Below are 17,075 nucleotides of genomic sequence, written 5' to 3'. Positions count from 1 at the left end.
CTCAGGCCTGGGAAAGATCCTGTTCCGCGCGCAACTGGTCTTCGATGGTCTCGCGGCGGCGGACGACCCGGGCGGCGTTGCCGCTGACCAGGATCTCGGCTGCACGCGGGCGGCTGTTGTAGTTGCTGGCCATGCTCATGCAGTAGGCGCCAGCCGAAAGCACGGCCAGCACGTCGCCTGGCTCGACGTCGAGCAGGCGGTCGCGGCCCAGCCAGTCGCCGCTCTCGCAGACCGGACCGACCACGTCGTAGGTGGCAGCCGTGCGGCCGTCGCGCGCTTCGAGCGGCACGATCTGGTGGAAAGCCTCGTACATGGCCGGGCGCGGCAGGTCGTTCATGGCCGCGTCGACGATGGCGAAATTCTTGGCTTCGCCGGGCTTGAGGTAGAGCACCTCGGTCAGGCAGACCCCGGCATTGCCGACCAGCGAGCGGCCGGGTTCGATGACGATGCGGCGATCGCCGTAACCGCGGGCATCGAGCTTGGCGAAGAGCTGCTGCCAGAGCGTGGCGGCCTCGGGCGGCGTGTCGCCCTTGTAGTCGATGCCCAGTCCGCCGCCGAAATCGATGTGGTGCAGGGGGATGCCTGCATCCTCGATGGCGTTGACCAGATCGAGCACACGGTCCATGGCATCGAGGTAAGGCGAGAGCTGGGTGATCTGCGAACCGATGTGGCAGTCGATGCCGACGACCTTGAGTCCGGGCAGGCTGGCCGCGTGGCGATACACGTCGAGCGCGCGGTCGTGGGCGATGCCGAACTTGTTGCCCTTGAGTCCGGTGGAGATGTAGGGGTGGGTCTGGGCGTCGACGTCCGGGTTGACGCGGATGCTGACCGAGGCGGTGCGGCCGAGGCCGGTGGCCACGGTGCTGAGCACGTCGAGTTCGGCTTCGCTTTCGACGTTGAAGCAGCCGATGCCGATTTCCAGCGCCCGCGTCATCTCGGCGCGGGTCTTGCCCACGCCCGAGAAGATGATGCGCTCGGGGGGGGCGCCCGCAGCCAGGGCACGCTCGAGTTCGCCGCCAGAAACGATGTCCAGGCCGCAGCCCGCGTTCACGAACAGCTTGAGGATGGCGAGGTTGGCGTTGGCCTTCATGGCATAGCAGATGAGGGCATCGCGGCCCTCGAATCCGCGCTGGTAGGAGGCCAGGGCGGCGAGCATGGCGCCTTCCGAGTAGACGAACAGGGGCGTGCCGTGTTCACGGGCCAGCGGCGCGAGGGGAACGTCTTCGAGGTAGAGCGACTGGTCGCGCAGGTGGAGCTGGGGTTGGCCGGGCAGGGTCATGATGGTCGGGATGGGTCTGGGACGCCGCGCCGTGCGACGCACGCGGTCTGCACAGGGCGGGTGCAGGGGCGGCGCTGGGGCGCGAACAGGGTTAGCGGGTGGTGCCCGGGGTGACGGTGGCAGGCGAGGTGCCGCCGGACGGCGTCACGGCCGTCGACGGCCCAGGCACCTGGGCTGCCGCGCCGCTGCGCTGGGCACGCGGTTTCTGGCTTTCCGGCGGGTTGTCCGGCAGGTACAACGGGCCGGACTGGCCGCAGCCGGCCAGGGCCGAGACCAGTACCATGAAAAAGGCAAGGGCAAAGCCCCTGAATAGAATTGGGCGTGAATAAGAACACATGATCGAAATTGTATGACCGACCTCGAATACCAAGACCACGCTGAATCTCTTTTGCACACGATCGAGACCGCGTGCGACCGCATCAACGACGAAACCGATGCCGACATCGACAACCAGCGGGTGGGCGGCATGATCACGCTGCTGTTCGCCAACCGGAGCCAGATCGTCATCAACCTGCAGCCCCCCTTGCACGAGGTCTGGCTGGCGGCCAAGGCGGGCGGTTTCCATTACAAGTTCGATGGCGCGCATTGGCGCGACACCAAGGCACGCACCGAATTCCTGGCCGATCTGAGCCGCTACGCGTCCGAGCAATCCGGGCTTACGCTGGTGTTCGCCTGAGCGAACGGTCTCTCGGGGCCGGGCTTGCCCGGCCTCGATCCGATCCAGCCGGCCGTGACCGGCTTCAAGGGACCGGCTGCCGCGTCGAGCGGTGTCCGGTCCCTTTCGACGTCGACGATCAGTTGCGGAACAGGTCCAGAATGCGGTTGCGTTCGTCGCCCGAGGGCATGGGCTGGATGAACTCGTTGCCCGTGGTGCCGGTGTTGTCGGGAATGAGCTGACCGTCCGTCATGCCCAGCGTCTTGACGCCCTGGTCGTAGGCGTACTCGTCGTAAGCCCAGTCGCCGTTGACGTTGGTGACCCCCGAAGGCACCGCGTATTCACGCACCGGCACGCCCTTGAGGGCCGTCTGCATGAAGGAGATCCAGACCGGCATGGACAGGCCGCCGCCGGTCTCGCGCGAGCCGAGCTTGCGGGGATTGTCGTAGCCGATCCAGGTCGCTGCCACCAGGCTGGGCTGGAAACCGACGAACCAGGCGTCGTGCGAGTCGTTGGTGGTGCCCGTCTTGCCGTAGACGTCCGGGCGGCGCAGCGTGGAGGACGCCCGTGCGGCCGTGCCGCTGCGGGTGACTTCCTGAAGCATGCTCTGCATGATGAAGGCGTTGCGCGCGCTGATCACCCGCATGGATTCGTCCAGCGGCTTGGGCTGGGTCTCTGCCAGCACCTGGCCGCGCTGGTCGGTGACCTTGGTGATGATGTAGGGATTGACGCGGTAGCCGCCGTTGGCGAAGACCGCGTAGCCCACGGCCATCTGCATCGGGGTCACCGAACCGGCGCCGAGCGCCATGGTCAGGTAGGCCGGGTGCTTGGCGGCTTCGAAGCCGAACCGCGTGATCCACTGCTGCGCGTATTGCGGCGTGATGTTCTGCAGCGTCAGCACCGTGGGGATGTTGAGCGACTTGGCCAGCGCCCGGCGGGCCGAGATGGGGCCGTTGAAGGTGCCTTCGTAGTTCTTGGGCGCCCAGGCCTGGCCGCCGGTCACCGACGAGCCGAAGAACAGCGGCGCGTCGTTGAGCACCGTCATGGGCGTGATGCCTTTTTCGAGGGCGGCCGAGTAGATGAAGGGCTTGAAGCTCGAGCCGGGCTGGCGCCAGGCCTGCGTGACGTGGTTGAACTTGTTCTTGTTGAAGTCGAAACCGCCGACCATCGAGACGATGGCCCCGGTGTTGGGGTCGAGCGCCACGAAAGCGCCTTCGACTTCGGGCAACTGGGTCAGGTCCCAGCCGTCCTTGCTGTTGGGCGAGATGCGGACGACGGCGCCGGGCCGGATCTTGATCTTGGGCGGGGCATTGGCGGCCAGGCCGGATTGCACTGGCTTGAGGCCGTCGCCGGTGATGGTGACCTGATCGCCGTTGCTGCGTTCGACCACCACCTTGCGGGGCTCGACCGACAGCACCACGGCAGCCAGCACGTCGCCGTTGTCGCGATGGTCGTCGAGGACCTGGTCGATCGCATCCTCGCGCGCGGCGGGATCGGACGGCAGTTCGATGAAGGCTTCGGGACCGCGGTAGAACTGGCGTTTCTCGTAATCCTGGATGCCTTCGCGCAAGGCGGTGTAGGCGGCGTTCTGGTCGGCCGACTTGAGCGTGGTGTAGACGTTGAGGCCGCGTGTGTAGGTTTCCGCACCGTAGCGGGCGTAGATCAGCTGGCGCACGGTCTCGGTCACGAACTCGGCGTGCACGCTCTGGCTGTTGCCCGAGTCGTCGACGTTGCCCGTCGATGTGATCACCGAGTTGGCGCCCCGGCGCAGCACGATCTTTTCTTCCTTGGCGGCCTTGCCCTGTTCGGCCGTGATGAAGCCGGCATCGACCATGCGGTCGACGATGTAGAGCTGCCGCTGCTGGGCGCGCTTGAAGTTGTTGAACGGGTTGTTGGCCGAAGGGGCCTTGGGCAGGCCGGCCAGCATGGCGGCTTCGGCGATGGTGATGTCCTTGAGCGGCTTGCCGAAGTAGGTCTCGCTGGCGGCTGCGAAACCGTAGGCGCGGTGGCCCAGGAAGATCTGGTTCATGTAGATCTCGAGGATCTGGTCCTTCGAGAGCAGGTGCTCGAGCTTGAAGGTCAGCAGGATTTCGTAGATCTTGCGGGTGTAGGTGCGCTCGGACGACAGGTACACGTTGCGTGCGACCTGCATGGTGATGGTCGAGGCACCCTGGTTGATGGAGCCCCCCAGGTTGGAGACGGCCGCGCGGACCACGCCGATGTAGTCGACGCCGCCGTGCGAGTAGAAACGGGCGTCCTCGATGGCGAGCACGGCGTCCTTCATGACCTCGGGGATCTCGGCGATGGGCACCAGGCGGCGACGCTCCTCGCCGAACTCGCCCAGCAGGTTGCCTTCGGCCGAATAGACACGCAGCGGCAGCTTGGGTTTGTAGTCGGAGAGCTCGGAGATGTCGGGCAGGTTGGGATAGGCCATGGCCATGGCCACGCCGATCACGCAGGCGGCCGTGAGCAGGCCGGCGGCGAGCAGTCCGCCGCCCCAGGCCAGGCCGCGCATGGCCCAGGTCCAGGTGGTGGCCGGCTTGGCTGGCTTCTTGGCTTTCCTGGGCGCGGCGCGCTCAGCGCCGCTGCGGCCGTTGGCCTTGTTGCCGCTCGAACGGCGCGAGGGGTCGCGGTCGTCGGGCGAAGCATGGAAATCGTCTTGGGGATCTTTGGGATTCATGGCTGGGAGCCCTCAGGCAGGGAAGCAGCATTGTAGGAAGTGTCTGGCAGCGGCCTTGTAGGGCAGATGCCCGCGTCGTCCGTTTGATGCACGGCTGCGACACCGCCCGCACCCGCCGGGAACGTGCTGGGCGGCAGGCATGGGAGGATGGATCGACAGGCTTCGACACCAAAACCGGGCCGAGGTTCGCAAAAAACGCAGCGTGCTGCGCAAGACGGCGGAGCCGGCCTCGTTCAGGGCCGGCTCCGCCGTCGAGGCAATCCCGCCGGATCGCTGCGAGATCAGCCCAGGCGTGCAAGCTGATGCTGCACTTTTTCTAGCGTTTGCGTGAAATCGGCCAGGCGCTTGTGCTCTTGCTCGATGACGGCGGGCGGGGCCTTGGCGACAAACGCCTGGTTGCCGAGCTTGCCGTTGACCTTGGCGAGTTCGCCGGTCAGGCGCGCGACTTCCTTGGCCAGGCGGGCCTTTTCGGCCGCCACGTCGATTTCCATGAACAGGCACAGGCGTTCGGTGCCGACCACGGCGACCGGCGCGGCCTGGGCGGCGGCGGCCCATGCCGATTCGTCGGCAAAGGTCTTGACCTCGCCGAGCTTGGCCAGGGCCTGGAGCACCGGGGCCACGCCGTCGATGAAGGCGGTGTCGCCGGTGACCAGCAGCGGCAGGCGCTGTGCCGGCGAGACGCCGAGTTCACCGCGCAGGGTGCGGCAGGCATCGACCAGCGACTTGAGGCGCTGCATGTCGGCGATCGCCGACTCGTCGATGCGTTCGAGGTTGGGCTGCGGATAGTCGGCGACGCTGATCGAGGCGCCTGCACGACCGGCCACGGGAGCCACCTTCTGCCACAGCTCTTCGGTGATGAAGGGAATGACGGGGTGGGCCAGGCGCAGCACGGTCTCGAGCGTGCGGATCAGGGTGCGGCGGGTGCCGCGCTTCTGGGCCTCGTTGCCGGTCTGGATCTGGACCTTCGCGATTTCCAGGTACCAGTCGCAGAACTCGTTCCAGACGAAGTCGTAGAGGCTGTTGGCGACGTGATCGAGGCGGTAGTCCGTGAAGCCCTTGGCGATGTCGGCCTCGGTCTTCTGGAGTTGCGAGACGATCCAGCGGTCGGCGGAGCTGAACTGCAGGTAGCCGCCGGACGCGCACTGCTCGGCGCTGTGTTCCTCGAGACCGCAATCCTGGCCTTCGCATTGCATCAGCGCAAAACGCGTGGCGTTCCAGAGCTTGTTGCAGAAGTTGCGATAGCCCTCGCAGCGCTTGCTGTCGAAGTTGATGCTGCGGCCCAGCGAGGCCAGCGCCGCGAAGGTGAACCGCAGGGCGTCGGCGCCATAGGCGGGAATGCCTTCGGGGAATTCCTTCTCGGTGTTCTTGCGCACGGCCGGTGCCGTTTCGGGCTTGCGCAGACCGGTGGTGCGTTTGTCGAGCAGGGGGGCGAGCTCGATGCCGTCGATCAGATCGACCGGGTCGAGCACGTTGCCTTCGGACTTGCTCATCTTCTTGCCCTGCGCGTCGCGCACCAGGCCGTGGATGTACACGTGGCGGAACGGCACGCGGCCGGTGAAGTGCGTGGTCATCATGATCATCCGGGCGACCCAGAAGAAGATGATGTCGTAGCCGGTGACCAGCACCGAGGAGGGCAGGTAGAGGTTGTAGTCGTCGGTGGCCGCTTCGGTCTGCGCGGGCCAGCCGAGCGACGAGAAGGGCACGAGTGCCGACGAGTACCAGGTGTCGAGCACGTCGTCGTCGCGGCGCAGGGTCTTGCCCGGGGCCTGCAACTGGGCTTCTTCCGCATTGCGCGCAACGTAGACCCGGCCGTCCTCGTCGTACCAGGCCGGAATCTGATGACCCCACCAGAGCTGGCGGCTGATACACCAGTCCTGGATGTTGTTCATCCACTGGTTGTAGGTGTTGACCCAGTTCTCGGGCACGAAGGTGACTTCGCCGGTGGCGACCGCGTCGATGGCCTTCTGCGCGATGGACTTGCCGGTGGGATCCTGTTCGCTGACCTTGCTCATGGCCACGAACCACTGGTCGGTGAGCATGGGTTCGACCACCTGGCCGGTGCGTGCGCAGATCGGCAGCATCAGCTTGTGCGGCTTGACTTCGAGCAGCAGGCCTTGCGCCTCGAGATCGCGCAGCACGGCCTTGCGGGCTTCGAAGCGGTCCAGGCCCTGGTAGGCCAGCGGTCCGTTTTCGTTGATGCGGGCGTCGAGGGTGAAGATCGTGATCAGCGGCAGGCCATGGCGTTGTGCGCAGGCGTAGTCGTTGAAGTCGTGTGCGCCGGTGATCTTCACGCAGCCCGAGCCGAACTCGCGGTCGACGAAGTCGTCGGCGATGATGGGGATGCGGCGGTCGCACAGGGGCAGGTCGACGAACTTGCCCACCAGATGGGCGTAGCGTGCGTCTTCGGGGTGCACGGCCAGGGCACCGTCGGCCATCATGGTTTCGGGCCGCGTGGTGGCGATGGTCATGCCCTTCTGCTCGACGCCGTCGATGGTCTGCGGACCGTCCGAGAACGGGTAGCAGATGTAGTGCATCTTGCCCTCGGACTCGGTGCTCTCGACCTCGAGATCCGACACGGCGGTCTTGAGCACGGGATCCCAGTTGACCAGGCGCTTGCCGCGGTAGATCAGGCCCTGCTCGTAGAGCTTGACGAAGGTGTCGGTGACCACGGTCGACAGCTTGTCGTCCATGGTGAAGTACTCATGGCTCCAGTCCACGCTGGCGCCCATGCGCCGCATCTGACCGGTGATGGTATTGCCGGATTGCTCTTTCCATTCCCACACACGCGAGACGAAGTTCTTGCGTGCCTCGGCAGGGGTGGGACCCATGTCGTGACGGCTGATGCCCTGGGCCTGCAACTGGCGCTCGACCACGATCTGCGTGGCGATGCCCGCGTGGTCGGTGCCCGGCACCCACAGCGTGTTGTAGCCGCGCATGCGATGGTAACGCGTGAGGCTGTCCATGATGGTCTGGTTGAACGCGTGCCCCATGTGCAGCGTGCCGGTCACATTGGGCGGCGGCAGCTGGATGGCGAAGGCCGGCTCGTCGGCACGCGGCTGGCCGGTGCCGCGGTAACCGGCACGCGCGTACTCGCGCGTTTCCCAGGCCGGTCCCCACTGGGCCTCGATGGCTGCGGGTTCGAAGGATTTGGACAGGCTTTCCAGCCCGGGTTGGGTCGTGTTGGTGCTCATGGCTCGGCAAGTATCGAAAACGGCAGCCCGGGCCGGGGCCGGAAGGCGGCGTGTGGGGCGGCTATTATTCCGCTTCTGGACAGTCACGCCTCGCCGGCAGGCAAGTGTCGGGGCGAACCCGTCATTTTATCGGCAGCGGCGCCAGACTGTCGCGAGCCGGGTCTGTACAGGTCCGGCGGCCCTGCGGGCTGCCGAACTTTCTGTCGATCGCCGGCTCCATCTCGGGAGTCCCCGGCGGCTCGCTTCCATGAATTTCCGATGTGCAAGTCGATGTCATTTAAATCACATTCACACTGGGCAGACCGGTCTTTTGTTGCCCGTGCCCTGCGCCTGCTGGCCCTGTCGGCGGCCATGGCCGTGATGACGGGTTGTGCCACGGCGCCGGGCAGCGACCTGGCGCCACCGGGCGATCTGCCGGCCGACGGCGTGTCCACTTCGCCGCCGGCTCCGTCTGCGCCGCAGGGCGGGCCATTGCCGGGAGCCGATCGGGCGCCGCAGGCCGTGCCCGTCCCCCCGCAGCCGGGTGCGCAGCCGAGCCGGCCGGCCCCGCCGGTGGTGGTCGATCCGGCACTGCTCAAGCAGGTCGAAGCGGCCCGGCTGGTGCGGCGCTGCTGGCAGGCCGCGCAGAACAAGGCCAACGGTCTGGCAAGCAACAAGTACATCGTGAGCTCGTGCCAGAAGCTCGAGGCCGATTTCAAGGCGCAGTACGGCGTCGACGCCTGGTAGCTGGGGCTGTGGCCGGCGACAGGCGGGGCCGGCGTCCCGATCGTCGGCCGGCCTCGTGCGATCGACCTGCCGCCGGTGTGTGCCGTCCGGTCCGGATCCCGCCGGGATCAGGTGGCCGGACCATCGCGACGGCGGGCATGCCCGCTGACCTGACCGCCGGCATCGGCCGGCAGGCGCAAGGCGTCGGCCAGGGCCAGCACGGTGAGGGCGGCCGACAGCAGCAGCGCCCAGCGGAACGTGGCCAGCGTGACGATGGAGCCGGCCGGGCCGCCGCCCGGATCGCCCAGCGCGTGGCCGGCCAGGCTGAGTGCCAGCGCACCGAAGGCGATGCCCATGCCGGCATTGAACTGCTGGAACATGCTCGAGAGAGTGGACGCATCGCTCATGCGCGCGGGCGGGATGTCGGCGAAGGCCAGCGTGTTGAGCGCGGTGAACTGCATCGACCGGTTCATGCCGCTGATGAAAAGCACGACGGCAATCCACGGCAAGGGGGTCTGCGGGGTGAACGCGGCGCAGACGGCAAAACCCGCGGCGACCATCAGTCCGTTGACCAGGATCACGCGCTTGAAGCCCCAGCGCCTGAGGATGCCGGTGGTGGCGGGCTTGACCAGCAGGTTGCCGGCGAACAGCGCCAGCATCAGCAGACCGGCATCGACGGCCGACAGGCCGAGGGCCAACTGGAACATGAGGGGCAGCAGAAACGGCGCGCTGCCGATGGCGACGCGGAACAGCGAACCGCCGCCCACGGTGACGGCGAACGTCTGGATGCGGAAGGGGGCGAGGTTGACCAGTGGCGCTGTGCTGCGCAGCAGATGCCGGCAGGCCCACGCCAGCACCCCCACGCCGATGGCCAGCGCGGCGAACACCTGCACGGCCTCGAAAGGGGTATGGCTGGCCCATTCCATGCCCAGCATGAGGGCGGTGAACCCGATGGCGCTGAGGACGAAGCCGGGGATGTCCAGGCGGCGCGACTGCTCGGATGCGCCGTCGCGGATGAGAAGCCAGGCCGCAGCCAGGGCGATCAGGCCCAGCGGGATGTTGATGAAGAAGATCCAGTGCCAGCCCCAGTGCGTGGCGATGAAGCCGCCCAGCGGCGGCCCCAGCACAGGTGCGGCCAGACCCGGCCAGGTGATGGTGGCGATGGCCCGGATGAGGTCGGCCTTGCGGGTGCCGCGCAGCACCACCAGCCGGCCCACCGGCACCATCATCGCGCCGCCCAGACCCTGGGCGACGCGGGCCGCCGTGAAGCCGCCCAGGCTGTCCGAGAGCCCGCACCAGACCGAACTGAGGGTGAAGATGGCAATGGCCGCCGCAAAGACGTGGCGCGGGCCATAACGGTCGGCCAGCCAGCCGCTGGCCGGAATGCCCACGGCCAGCGCCAGCATGTAGGCGCTCATGCCGATGGACATGCGCGACGGCTCGACGCCGAAGCTCTGTGCCATGGCGGGCAGGGCCGTGGTGATGATGGTGGCGTCGAGGTTCTCCATGAAGAACGTGGCTGCGACGAGCCAGGCAATCCAGGGCGAGGGCACGGCCGAGGGCCGCGAGGGAGCGGAAATTGACATGGTCGGAGGCGTGCCGGACGCCGGCGGGCCTTGCCTGGCTTCGGCAGGTGTGCCCGGCGCAGAGGGGCGGAGCGACCTGGAGAGCACGGGCTGCGGACGGCGCCCGGCTGGGACTGGGCAAGGGCAGGGAGAGTAGGCGCACATTATGGAGAGATTCGGCCGAACGTGCCGGGCATGCGGCAACGGGGCGCGTGACGTGCGGGTCGGGGGTGTGCACCGGGCTCTGGCGCGGCCCATAATCAGCGCAGTTGCAGAATGTAGGAAAGCTTGTCATGTTGTTTGTGTTGTCCCCGGCCAAGGCGCTGGATTACGAAAGCCCGATCCCGCCCGCGCTGGCCGACCTGGGCCACACGCAGCCCCAGTTCCAGGCCCGGACCCGCGAACTGATCGCCGTGCTCAAGGAAAAATCACCCCAGCAGATCGCCGAGCTCATGAGCCTGAGCGATGCGCTGTCGGCCCTGAACGTGGCGCGCTACCAGGCCTTCGCCCCCAAGTTCACGGCTCGCAATGCCCGGCCGGCCGTGCTGGCTTTCAACGGCGACGTCTACGAGGGACTGGATGCGCGCACGCTGCCGGCCGACGATCTGAAGTGGGCGCAGCAGCACGTGGCCGTGCTCAGCGGGCTGTACGGCGTGCTGCGGCCGCTCGACCTGATGCAGCCCTACCGCCTGGAAATGGGCACTCGCCTGGAGACCGGGCGGGGGAGCAATCTCTACAAGTTCTGGGGGTCGGAGCTGGCCGAGTATTTCAATACCTGCCTGCAGGCCGACGCCACGCCGGTGCTGGTCAATCTGGCCTCGCAGGAGTACTTCAAGTCCGTCGACCGCAAGGCGCTCAAGGCCCGTGTGATCGACTGCGTGTTCGAGGACTGGAAGGGCGACCGCTACAAGATCATCAGTTTCCTGGCCAAGCGGGCGCGCGGACTGATGGCGCGCTACGCCGCCACGCACCGCATTGCCACGCCCCGCAAGCTCGAGGGCTTCGACCTCGAAGGTTACGCGTTTGCGCCCGAAGTCTCGCAGCCGGACCGGCTGGTGTTTCGCCGGCGGCAGGCCGCTTGAATCCAGTGGACGCGGTGCACGCAGGAACTCGCGAGGACTTCCGGGACTCGCATGGCGCTTGGATTGTCGTTTTGTGTTGCCGAGGAGATCGCAGGACATGAGCCAGATCGTCACACCTGAACTGCAGGACTGGATTCGCGAACAGACCGCCGCCGGGCAGCCGCCGACCGCGCTGCTGGCCAGCATGCTGGCTGCGGGCTGGAGCGACGAGGCGGCGCAGCAGGCGCTGAACGCCGTGCGGCTGCCTGTCGCGGCGGTGCAGGCCCCCGGGGGCGCTGCGTTTGCACCGGCCGAGGGGCTGCCGGAACCCGACCTTTCGGCGTCGCCGCTGTACGTGGATGCCGGCGACCGCCAGGTGCACGTGCTGGCCAGCCTGACCCATCCTCGTGTGGTGGTGTTCGGCAATCTGCTCGACGACGCCGAATGCCAGATGCTCATCGATGCAGCCGCGCCGCGCATGGCGCGCTCGCTGACGGTGGCCAGCAAGACCGGGGGCGAGGAAGTGAACGACGACCGCACCAGCAGCGGCATGTTCTTTTCCCGGGGTGAAAACGAGGCCGTGGCCCGGCTGGAGCGGCGCATCGCGCGTCTGCTGCGCTGGCCCGAGGAAAACGGCGAAGGCCTGCAGGTGCTGCGGTACGGCGTGGGCGCCGAGTACAAGCCCCACTACGATTATTTCGATCCGGCCGAACCGGGTACGCCCCGCATCCTGGCTCGCGGCGGACAGCGTGTGGCGACGCTGGTGATCTATCTCAACGAGCCCGAGCAGGGCGGCGGCACCACCTTCCCCGACATCGGCCTGGAGGTCGCACCCAAACGCGGCAACGCCGTGTTCTTTGCCTACGGCCAACCCGACCCATCGAGCCGGACGCTGCATGGCGGTGCGCCGGTGCAGCGCGGCGAGAAATGGATCGCGACCAAATGGCTCAGGCAGGGGCGTTTTGCATGAGGGTGCAGGCCAACGGCGTTTCGATCGAGGTCGAGGACAGCGCCCCTGGCGACACACGGCGGCCGGTGGTGCTGCTGATCATGGGCCTGGGCATGCAGCTCATTGCCTGGTCGGACGAACTGGTCGGGGCCCTGCACGCCGCGGGTTTCCGGGTGGTGCGTTTCGACAACCGCGACGCCGGCCTCAGCCAGGACATGGCCGAGCTGGGGGTCCGCACGCCCAACGTGCTGTGGTTCGGTGCGCGCAGCAAGCTGGGCCTGCCTGCCCATCCGCCTTACACCCTCGAGGACATGGCGCACGACGCGCTCGGCGTGCTGGACGCCCTGGGTGTCGAACAGGCCCATGTGGTGGGCGCGTCGATGGGCGGCATGATCGCGCAGCGGGTGGCGCTGGCTGCACCGCACCGGGTGATCAGCCTGGTGAGCATGATCAGCACCAGTGGCGCACCGACTTTGCCCGGACCGGAGCCCGAGGTCGTCCGGGCTTTCCTGCGCCCGGCGACCCGGGCCGAACGCCAGGGCGACGAACAGGCGCTGGTGGCGCGTGCCATGGGGGCGTTCACGCTCATCGGCAGTCCTGCCTATCCCTTCGAGCATGAGGCGCTGCAGGCCTCGACCCGGCGTGCGGTGCAGCGCAGCGTGAGACCGCAGGGCACCTTGCGGCAACTGATGGCCGTGGTGTCCGACACCACCCGTTTCGAACGCCTGCACGAGATCCGCTGCCCGGTTCTGGTGCTGCATGGCGATGCCGATGCCATGCTGCCGCTGGCCTGCGGCGAGGATACGGCCCGGCGCATTCCCGGTGCCCGCTTGGTGGTGCTGCCGGGCATGGGCCACATGTGGCCGCAGTCCCAATACATGCAGTGGGGCGCACAGGTGCTCGCGTTCCTGCAGGCGCTGACCGACCGGGAACGCATGCCGGAGCCTGCGGTGCCGGCCGGGTCGGCCGAGACTTCCTAGAATACGGTCTTTGTCCGCGTCTCCGCAGCGGCCCGTCCGGGCGGCCCCGGGGCCGCTCCTCCTGCTTCGACCATCATGTCCGATTCCCAGCCCGCTGCCGCCCCGAACACCGCCGAGAACTCGCAGCTCGGCAAGACCTCGGCCTATGTCGATCAGTACGATGCCGGCCTGCTGTTTCCCATTCCGCGGCTGGGCAAGCGCCAGGAGATCGGCCTGCCGGGTGCGATTCCGTTCATGGGGGCCGATCTGTGGACGGCCTACGAACTGAGCTGGCTCAATCCCAAGGGCAAGCCGCAGGTGGCGCTGGCGCAGTTCACCGTGCCCTGCGATTCGCCCTGCATCGTGGAGAGCAAGTCGCTCAAGCTTTATCTCAACAGCTTCAACAACACCCGGCTGGCCGATGCCGACGAAGTGCGCGTGCGCCTGCAGCAGGACCTGAGCGCGGCGGCCGGAGCCGGCGTGGCCGTCGCCCTGGTGTTGCCCGAGGCCTTCGATGCGCAGCCCATCCACGAGCTCGACGGCCTGAACCTCGATCGACTCGATGTCGAGTGCAGCCACTACACACCCGAACCCGCGCTGCTGCAAGCCACCCGCAACGAGTTGCCGGTCAGCGAGGTGCTGGTCTCGCATCTGCTGAAAAGCAATTGCCTGGTGACCGGCCAGCCGGACTGGGGCAGCGTGCAGATCAGCTACACCGGTCCGCAGATCGACCAGGCCGGGCTGCTGCAGTACCTGGTGAGTTTCCGCAACCACAACGAGTTCCATGAGCAGTGCGTCGAGCGCATCTACATGGACATCTGGCGCCAATGCAAACCGGTGAAGCTGGCGGTCTATGCCCGCTACACCCGCCGGGGCGGCCTCGACATCAACCCCTGGCGCAGCAGTTATCCGCAGGCCCTGCCGCGCGCCGTGCGCACGGCGCGACAGTAAGGCCGCGCGCTTGCGGCCAGGGGCTGTAGGACACAGCGCCTTGCAGGGCCTGCCACCCATCCACATAATCGAAGACAACCCGATGCAGGCTGGAAACAGCCTGCTTTCGTTTGTCATGGTTTGCTGCGTATGGATTGAAAGGACTGGTTTTGCAAGATTGGATGGATCGCATCGAGGGCTATACGGTCATGGGATTGCCGCTGATCAGTTGGTTGGTGGCGGGGGCGGCGGTGGTGCTGGCCTATGTGCTGATCGGCGGTGGCCTGGGGCTGCTGCGCAGCCGGCTCGAGTCGATAGCCCGCAGCCGTGGCAGCCGCGGCGCTCATATCGCAGCCGAGGTCTTGCGCGGCACCAGTCAATTGCTCATCGCCCTGGTGGCCCTGCTGATCGGCGTCGGCCTGCTGGATGTGCCCGAGCGCTGGCAGAGTCGCCTCGGCCAACTGTGGTTTGTCGCCGTGGCGGTGCAGATCGGCCTGTGGGGCACACGTGCCATCATGCTCAGCGTGCAGGCCTATGTCGATCGCCATGCGGGCAACGAGGGCACTGCCACGACGGCCCAGTTGAGCGCCTCGGCCATGCTGGTGACCTGGGGCCTGCGGACCTTGCTGTGGGCCACGGTCCTGCTGGCGATGCTGGCCAATCTGGGCGTGAACATCACGGCCTTCGTGGCCAGCCTGGGCATCGGCGGCATCGCGATCGCCCTGGCCGTGCAGAACGTGCTGGCCGACCTGCTGGCCTCGCTGGCGATTGCCGTCGACAAGCCGTTTCAGGTGGGTGACTTCATCGTGGCCGGCAGCGCCGTGGGGACGGTGCAGCACGTCGGGCTGAAGACCACACGCCTGAGAAGCCTGAGCGGTGAACAGGTCGTGATGTCGAATACCGATCTGCTCAAGCAGACCATCAACAACTTCAAGCTCATGGCCGAGCGGCGCATCGTCTTCGGATTCGGCGTGAGTTACGGCACGCCCGTCGAGCAGGTCGAACAGATCCCGGGCATCGTGCGGGGACTGATCGAGGCCGAGCCTCAACTGCGCTACGACCGGGCGCATTTCAAGGGCTTCGGCGAGAGCTCGCTGGATTTCGAAGTCGTCTACATCGTGCTCGATCCGGGCTACAACCTCTACATGGATCTGCAGCAGAAGGTCAACCTGGGCCTGATGCGCGAGTTGCAGGCGCGTGGCGTTTCTTTTGCACTGCCGACCCGTACGCTGCATGTGAGCACGCCCACCAGCGCAGCGCGCGACGAGCCGCAAGGGACCGGACTTCGGCCGGCGCAATCCTGATCGGTACACGGTCGTTCGGGGCTGAACGGGTGCCGTCCGGCCCGCTTCTTGCGTGAGTCGATCGTGCGTGCGCCGCCTGTCTGCGCGGCGTCCGCTTCATCCCGATCATTCTCGATAGACCTGTTCCATGAGTGCTTTTGCCGAACCCACTGCCGCGCTTGCTGCCGAGCGTGCTGCCCCTGCCAGCGTTGCCGAACCGGCTTTCGACGCGCAGGATCTCTACCGCTCGGCGGTCACCACCCAGTTGCGGCACGACTTGGCGCTGGCATTGCGAGCGGCCGCGCTGCATGGGCTGGGAGAAGGGGTGTGCAACCATTTCAGCGTGATGTTGCCGGGCGATTCGGGCTGCTTCCTGATCAACCCGCGGGGTCTGCTGTGGAGCGAGGTGAAAGCCGATGACATCGTGCTCACCGATGCGTCCGGGCAGCGGCTGGCGGGCCGGCACGAAGTGGAGCCGACGGCGATGTTCATCCATGCCGCCATCCACCGCGTGGCGGGCAAGGCCTGTGTGCTGCACACGCACATGCCCTACGCGACGGCCCTGACGCTGGTGGCGCCACGGGCGCTCGACACCACGCTGTCGCAGAATGCCATGCGTTTTCATGGGCGCGTGATGATCGACCCCGACTACAACGGCCTGGCGCTCGACGATTCGGAGGGCCTGCGCATCGCGCACGCCATGGACGGCGCCGATGTGGTGTTCCTGGCCAACCACGGCGTGGTGGTCTGCGGCACCGATGTGGCCTATGCCTACGACGACCTCTACTACCTCGAGCGTGCCTGCCAGGCCGAGGTGCTGGCGCGCTCGACGGGCCTGCCGCTCAAGCCCGCCGCGCCCGCCCTGGCGGCGCATGTGGGTGCGCAAGTGGAGAGCGAGCGGCTGCAGTCCACCTTGTTCTTCGAAGCCTTGCGCCGGCAATTGCCGGACTGAGGCGCAACCGGCACGGTCGTCAGCGGCCGGTGCTGGCGGCGTCCACGCAACTGGGCTGCCGTTCAGTGCGGCAGCGATTCCGAAATGGCGCGGGCACACGCGGCCACCAGCGGCCCCAGTTTCTGCCGTGCCGATTCGGCTGTCCAGTGGCTGCTGGGCGGCGCCAGGTGGACGGCGCCCAGCGGCGTGCCCCGGCTGTCGACGATGGGGGCCCCGACGCCCATGTCGCCCAGGAAAAGCTCCTCGACATTCATGGCAAAGCCCACGCGGCGGCACTCGTCGATCGTGGCCATCACGTCGTCCACCTCGACCCGCGTGTGCGGCGTTCGGGCGACCCGGTTGGACTGTTCGATCATCTGCCGCACCGATTCGTCGGGCAGGCGGCTGAGGTAGGCCCGGCCCGAGCTGGTGCAATACATGGGCACCCGCATGCCGATGGGGGTGAGCATCGGGATGAAGGCCGACGTGCCCGATTGCGATACGTACATCATGTCCAGGCCGATCGGCTCGGTGAGGCAGGCCGTTTCGCCGCTGGTGTGCGCCAGCTGCGACAGGTAGGGATGCGCTGCACGCAGCGTCGAGTTGGCGATGACGTAGCTGAAGCCCAGCTCCATGACCTTGGGCAGCAGGCGGAAACGCCGCGTCTGCGGGTGCTTTCCGATGTAGCCCAGAACCTGCAGCGTGTGCACCGTGCGCTGCGCCGATGCCTTGTTCATGCCGGCGGCGACAGCGATGTCGGCCAGCGTCATGGTGCGATGGGTGGCGTCGAAGGCACGGAGCACCGCCAGCCCTTTTTCGAGCGACTGGTTGAAGAGCGGATCGGCCTCGACGGCCTCGGCAGTGTCGGAGCGCATGAAAGGAAAGGC

At 67.1% G+C, this 17,075-nt stretch carries 14 protein-coding genes; 8 read left to right on the top strand and 6 right to left on the bottom strand.

The features are described from left to right. Nucleotide 1: 1 nt before the first annotated feature. Nucleotides 2-1,279, bottom strand: coding sequence for a diaminopimelate decarboxylase (gene lysA, locus EC845_RS15680; protein WP_123299063.1), 1,278 nt, complete (start codon nucleotides 1,277-1,279; stop codon nucleotides 2-4). Nucleotides 1,280-1,370: 91 nt separating this feature from the next. Further along, complete coding sequence (locus EC845_RS15675; protein WP_123299062.1) at nucleotides 1,371-1,562, bottom strand: lipoprotein; 192 nt, start codon at nucleotides 1,560-1,562, stop codon at nucleotides 1,371-1,373. Nucleotides 1,563-1,628: 66 nt separating this feature from the next. Between EC845_RS15675 and cyaY the strand changes: the two genes are divergently transcribed. Next, on the top strand, nucleotides 1,629-1,955 hold the full coding sequence (gene cyaY, locus EC845_RS15670; RefSeq protein WP_123299061.1) for an iron donor protein CyaY: 327 nt from the start codon (nucleotides 1,629-1,631) through the stop codon (nucleotides 1,953-1,955). 118 nt (nucleotides 1,956-2,073) lie between these two features. Here cyaY and EC845_RS15665 read toward each other — a convergent pair whose 3' ends face one another. Together EC845_RS15665 and EC845_RS15660 are read right to left on the bottom strand one after the other, a co-directional pair. Beyond that, nucleotides 2,074-4,449 carry a penicillin-binding protein 1A gene (locus tag EC845_RS15665; protein ID WP_233598114.1) on the bottom strand — a complete coding sequence of 792 codons (2,376 nt, stop codon included), beginning with the start codon at nucleotides 4,447-4,449 and terminating at the stop codon, nucleotides 2,074-2,076. Nucleotides 4,450-4,895: 446 nt separating this feature from the next. Next, entirely contained in the window at nucleotides 4,896-7,805 is a 2,910-nt protein-coding gene (locus tag EC845_RS15660) for a valine--tRNA ligase (RefSeq protein WP_123299059.1), read from the bottom strand. A gap of 270 nt (nucleotides 7,806-8,075) precedes the next feature. Between EC845_RS15660 and EC845_RS15655 the strand changes: the two genes are divergently transcribed. Next, nucleotides 8,076-8,531: a hypothetical protein gene (locus tag EC845_RS15655; RefSeq protein WP_148077320.1), complete on the top strand. Its 456-nt coding sequence runs from the start codon at nucleotides 8,076-8,078 to the stop codon at nucleotides 8,529-8,531. Between the two features lie 107 nt (nucleotides 8,532-8,638). Here EC845_RS15655 and EC845_RS15650 read toward each other — a convergent pair whose 3' ends face one another. Then, a complete protein-coding gene (locus tag EC845_RS15650) occupies nucleotides 8,639-10,096 on the bottom strand; it encodes an MFS transporter (RefSeq protein WP_123299057.1) in 1,458 nt (485 codons plus the stop codon). Between the two features lie 272 nt (nucleotides 10,097-10,368). Between EC845_RS15650 and yaaA the strand changes: the two genes are divergently transcribed. The 6 genes from yaaA (at nucleotide 10,369) to EC845_RS15620 (ending at nucleotide 16,209) form a co-directional block, all read left to right on the top strand. Next, nucleotides 10,369-11,157, top strand: coding sequence for a peroxide stress protein YaaA (gene yaaA, locus EC845_RS15645; RefSeq protein ID WP_123299056.1), 789 nt, complete (start codon nucleotides 10,369-10,371; stop codon nucleotides 11,155-11,157). A 97-nt stretch (nucleotides 11,158-11,254) separates the two neighbouring features. Further along, nucleotides 11,255-12,106, top strand: coding sequence for a 2OG-Fe(II) oxygenase (locus EC845_RS15640; RefSeq protein ID WP_123299055.1), 852 nt, complete (start codon nucleotides 11,255-11,257; stop codon nucleotides 12,104-12,106). Continuing rightward, on the top strand, nucleotides 12,103-13,065 hold the full coding sequence (locus EC845_RS15635) for an alpha/beta fold hydrolase (RefSeq protein WP_158615706.1): 963 nt from the start codon (nucleotides 12,103-12,105) through the stop codon (nucleotides 13,063-13,065). The genes EC845_RS15640 and EC845_RS15635 overlap by 4 nt, the downstream gene beginning before the upstream one ends. 75 nt (nucleotides 13,066-13,140) lie before the next feature. Then, the gene (gene queF, locus EC845_RS15630) at nucleotides 13,141-13,995 is read left to right on the top strand and encodes an NADPH-dependent 7-cyano-7-deazaguanine reductase QueF (protein WP_123299053.1); all 855 of its coding nucleotides are present in this window, start codon (nucleotides 13,141-13,143) and stop codon (nucleotides 13,993-13,995) included. Between the two features lie 161 nt (nucleotides 13,996-14,156). Beyond that, a complete protein-coding gene (locus tag EC845_RS15625) occupies nucleotides 14,157-15,278 on the top strand; it encodes a mechanosensitive ion channel family protein (protein WP_123299052.1) in 1,122 nt (373 codons plus the stop codon). Nucleotides 15,279-15,405: 127 nt separating this feature from the next. Beyond that, complete coding sequence (locus EC845_RS15620) at nucleotides 15,406-16,209, top strand: aldolase (RefSeq protein WP_123299051.1); 804 nt, start codon at nucleotides 15,406-15,408, stop codon at nucleotides 16,207-16,209. Between the two features lie 62 nt (nucleotides 16,210-16,271). On the opposite strand, the gene EC845_RS15615 is transcribed toward EC845_RS15620, so the two are convergent. Further along, nucleotides 16,272-17,063, bottom strand: coding sequence for an IclR family transcriptional regulator (locus EC845_RS15615; RefSeq protein WP_123299050.1), 792 nt, complete (start codon nucleotides 17,061-17,063; stop codon nucleotides 16,272-16,274). Nucleotides 17,064-17,075: the final 12 nt, after the last annotated feature.

Source organism: Comamonas sp. BIGb0124 (assembly GCF_003752175.1).
Taxonomy (GTDB): Bacteria; Pseudomonadota; Gammaproteobacteria; order Burkholderiales; family Burkholderiaceae_C; genus Comamonas_F.
This window is presented reverse-complemented; position numbering and strand designations above follow the sequence as displayed.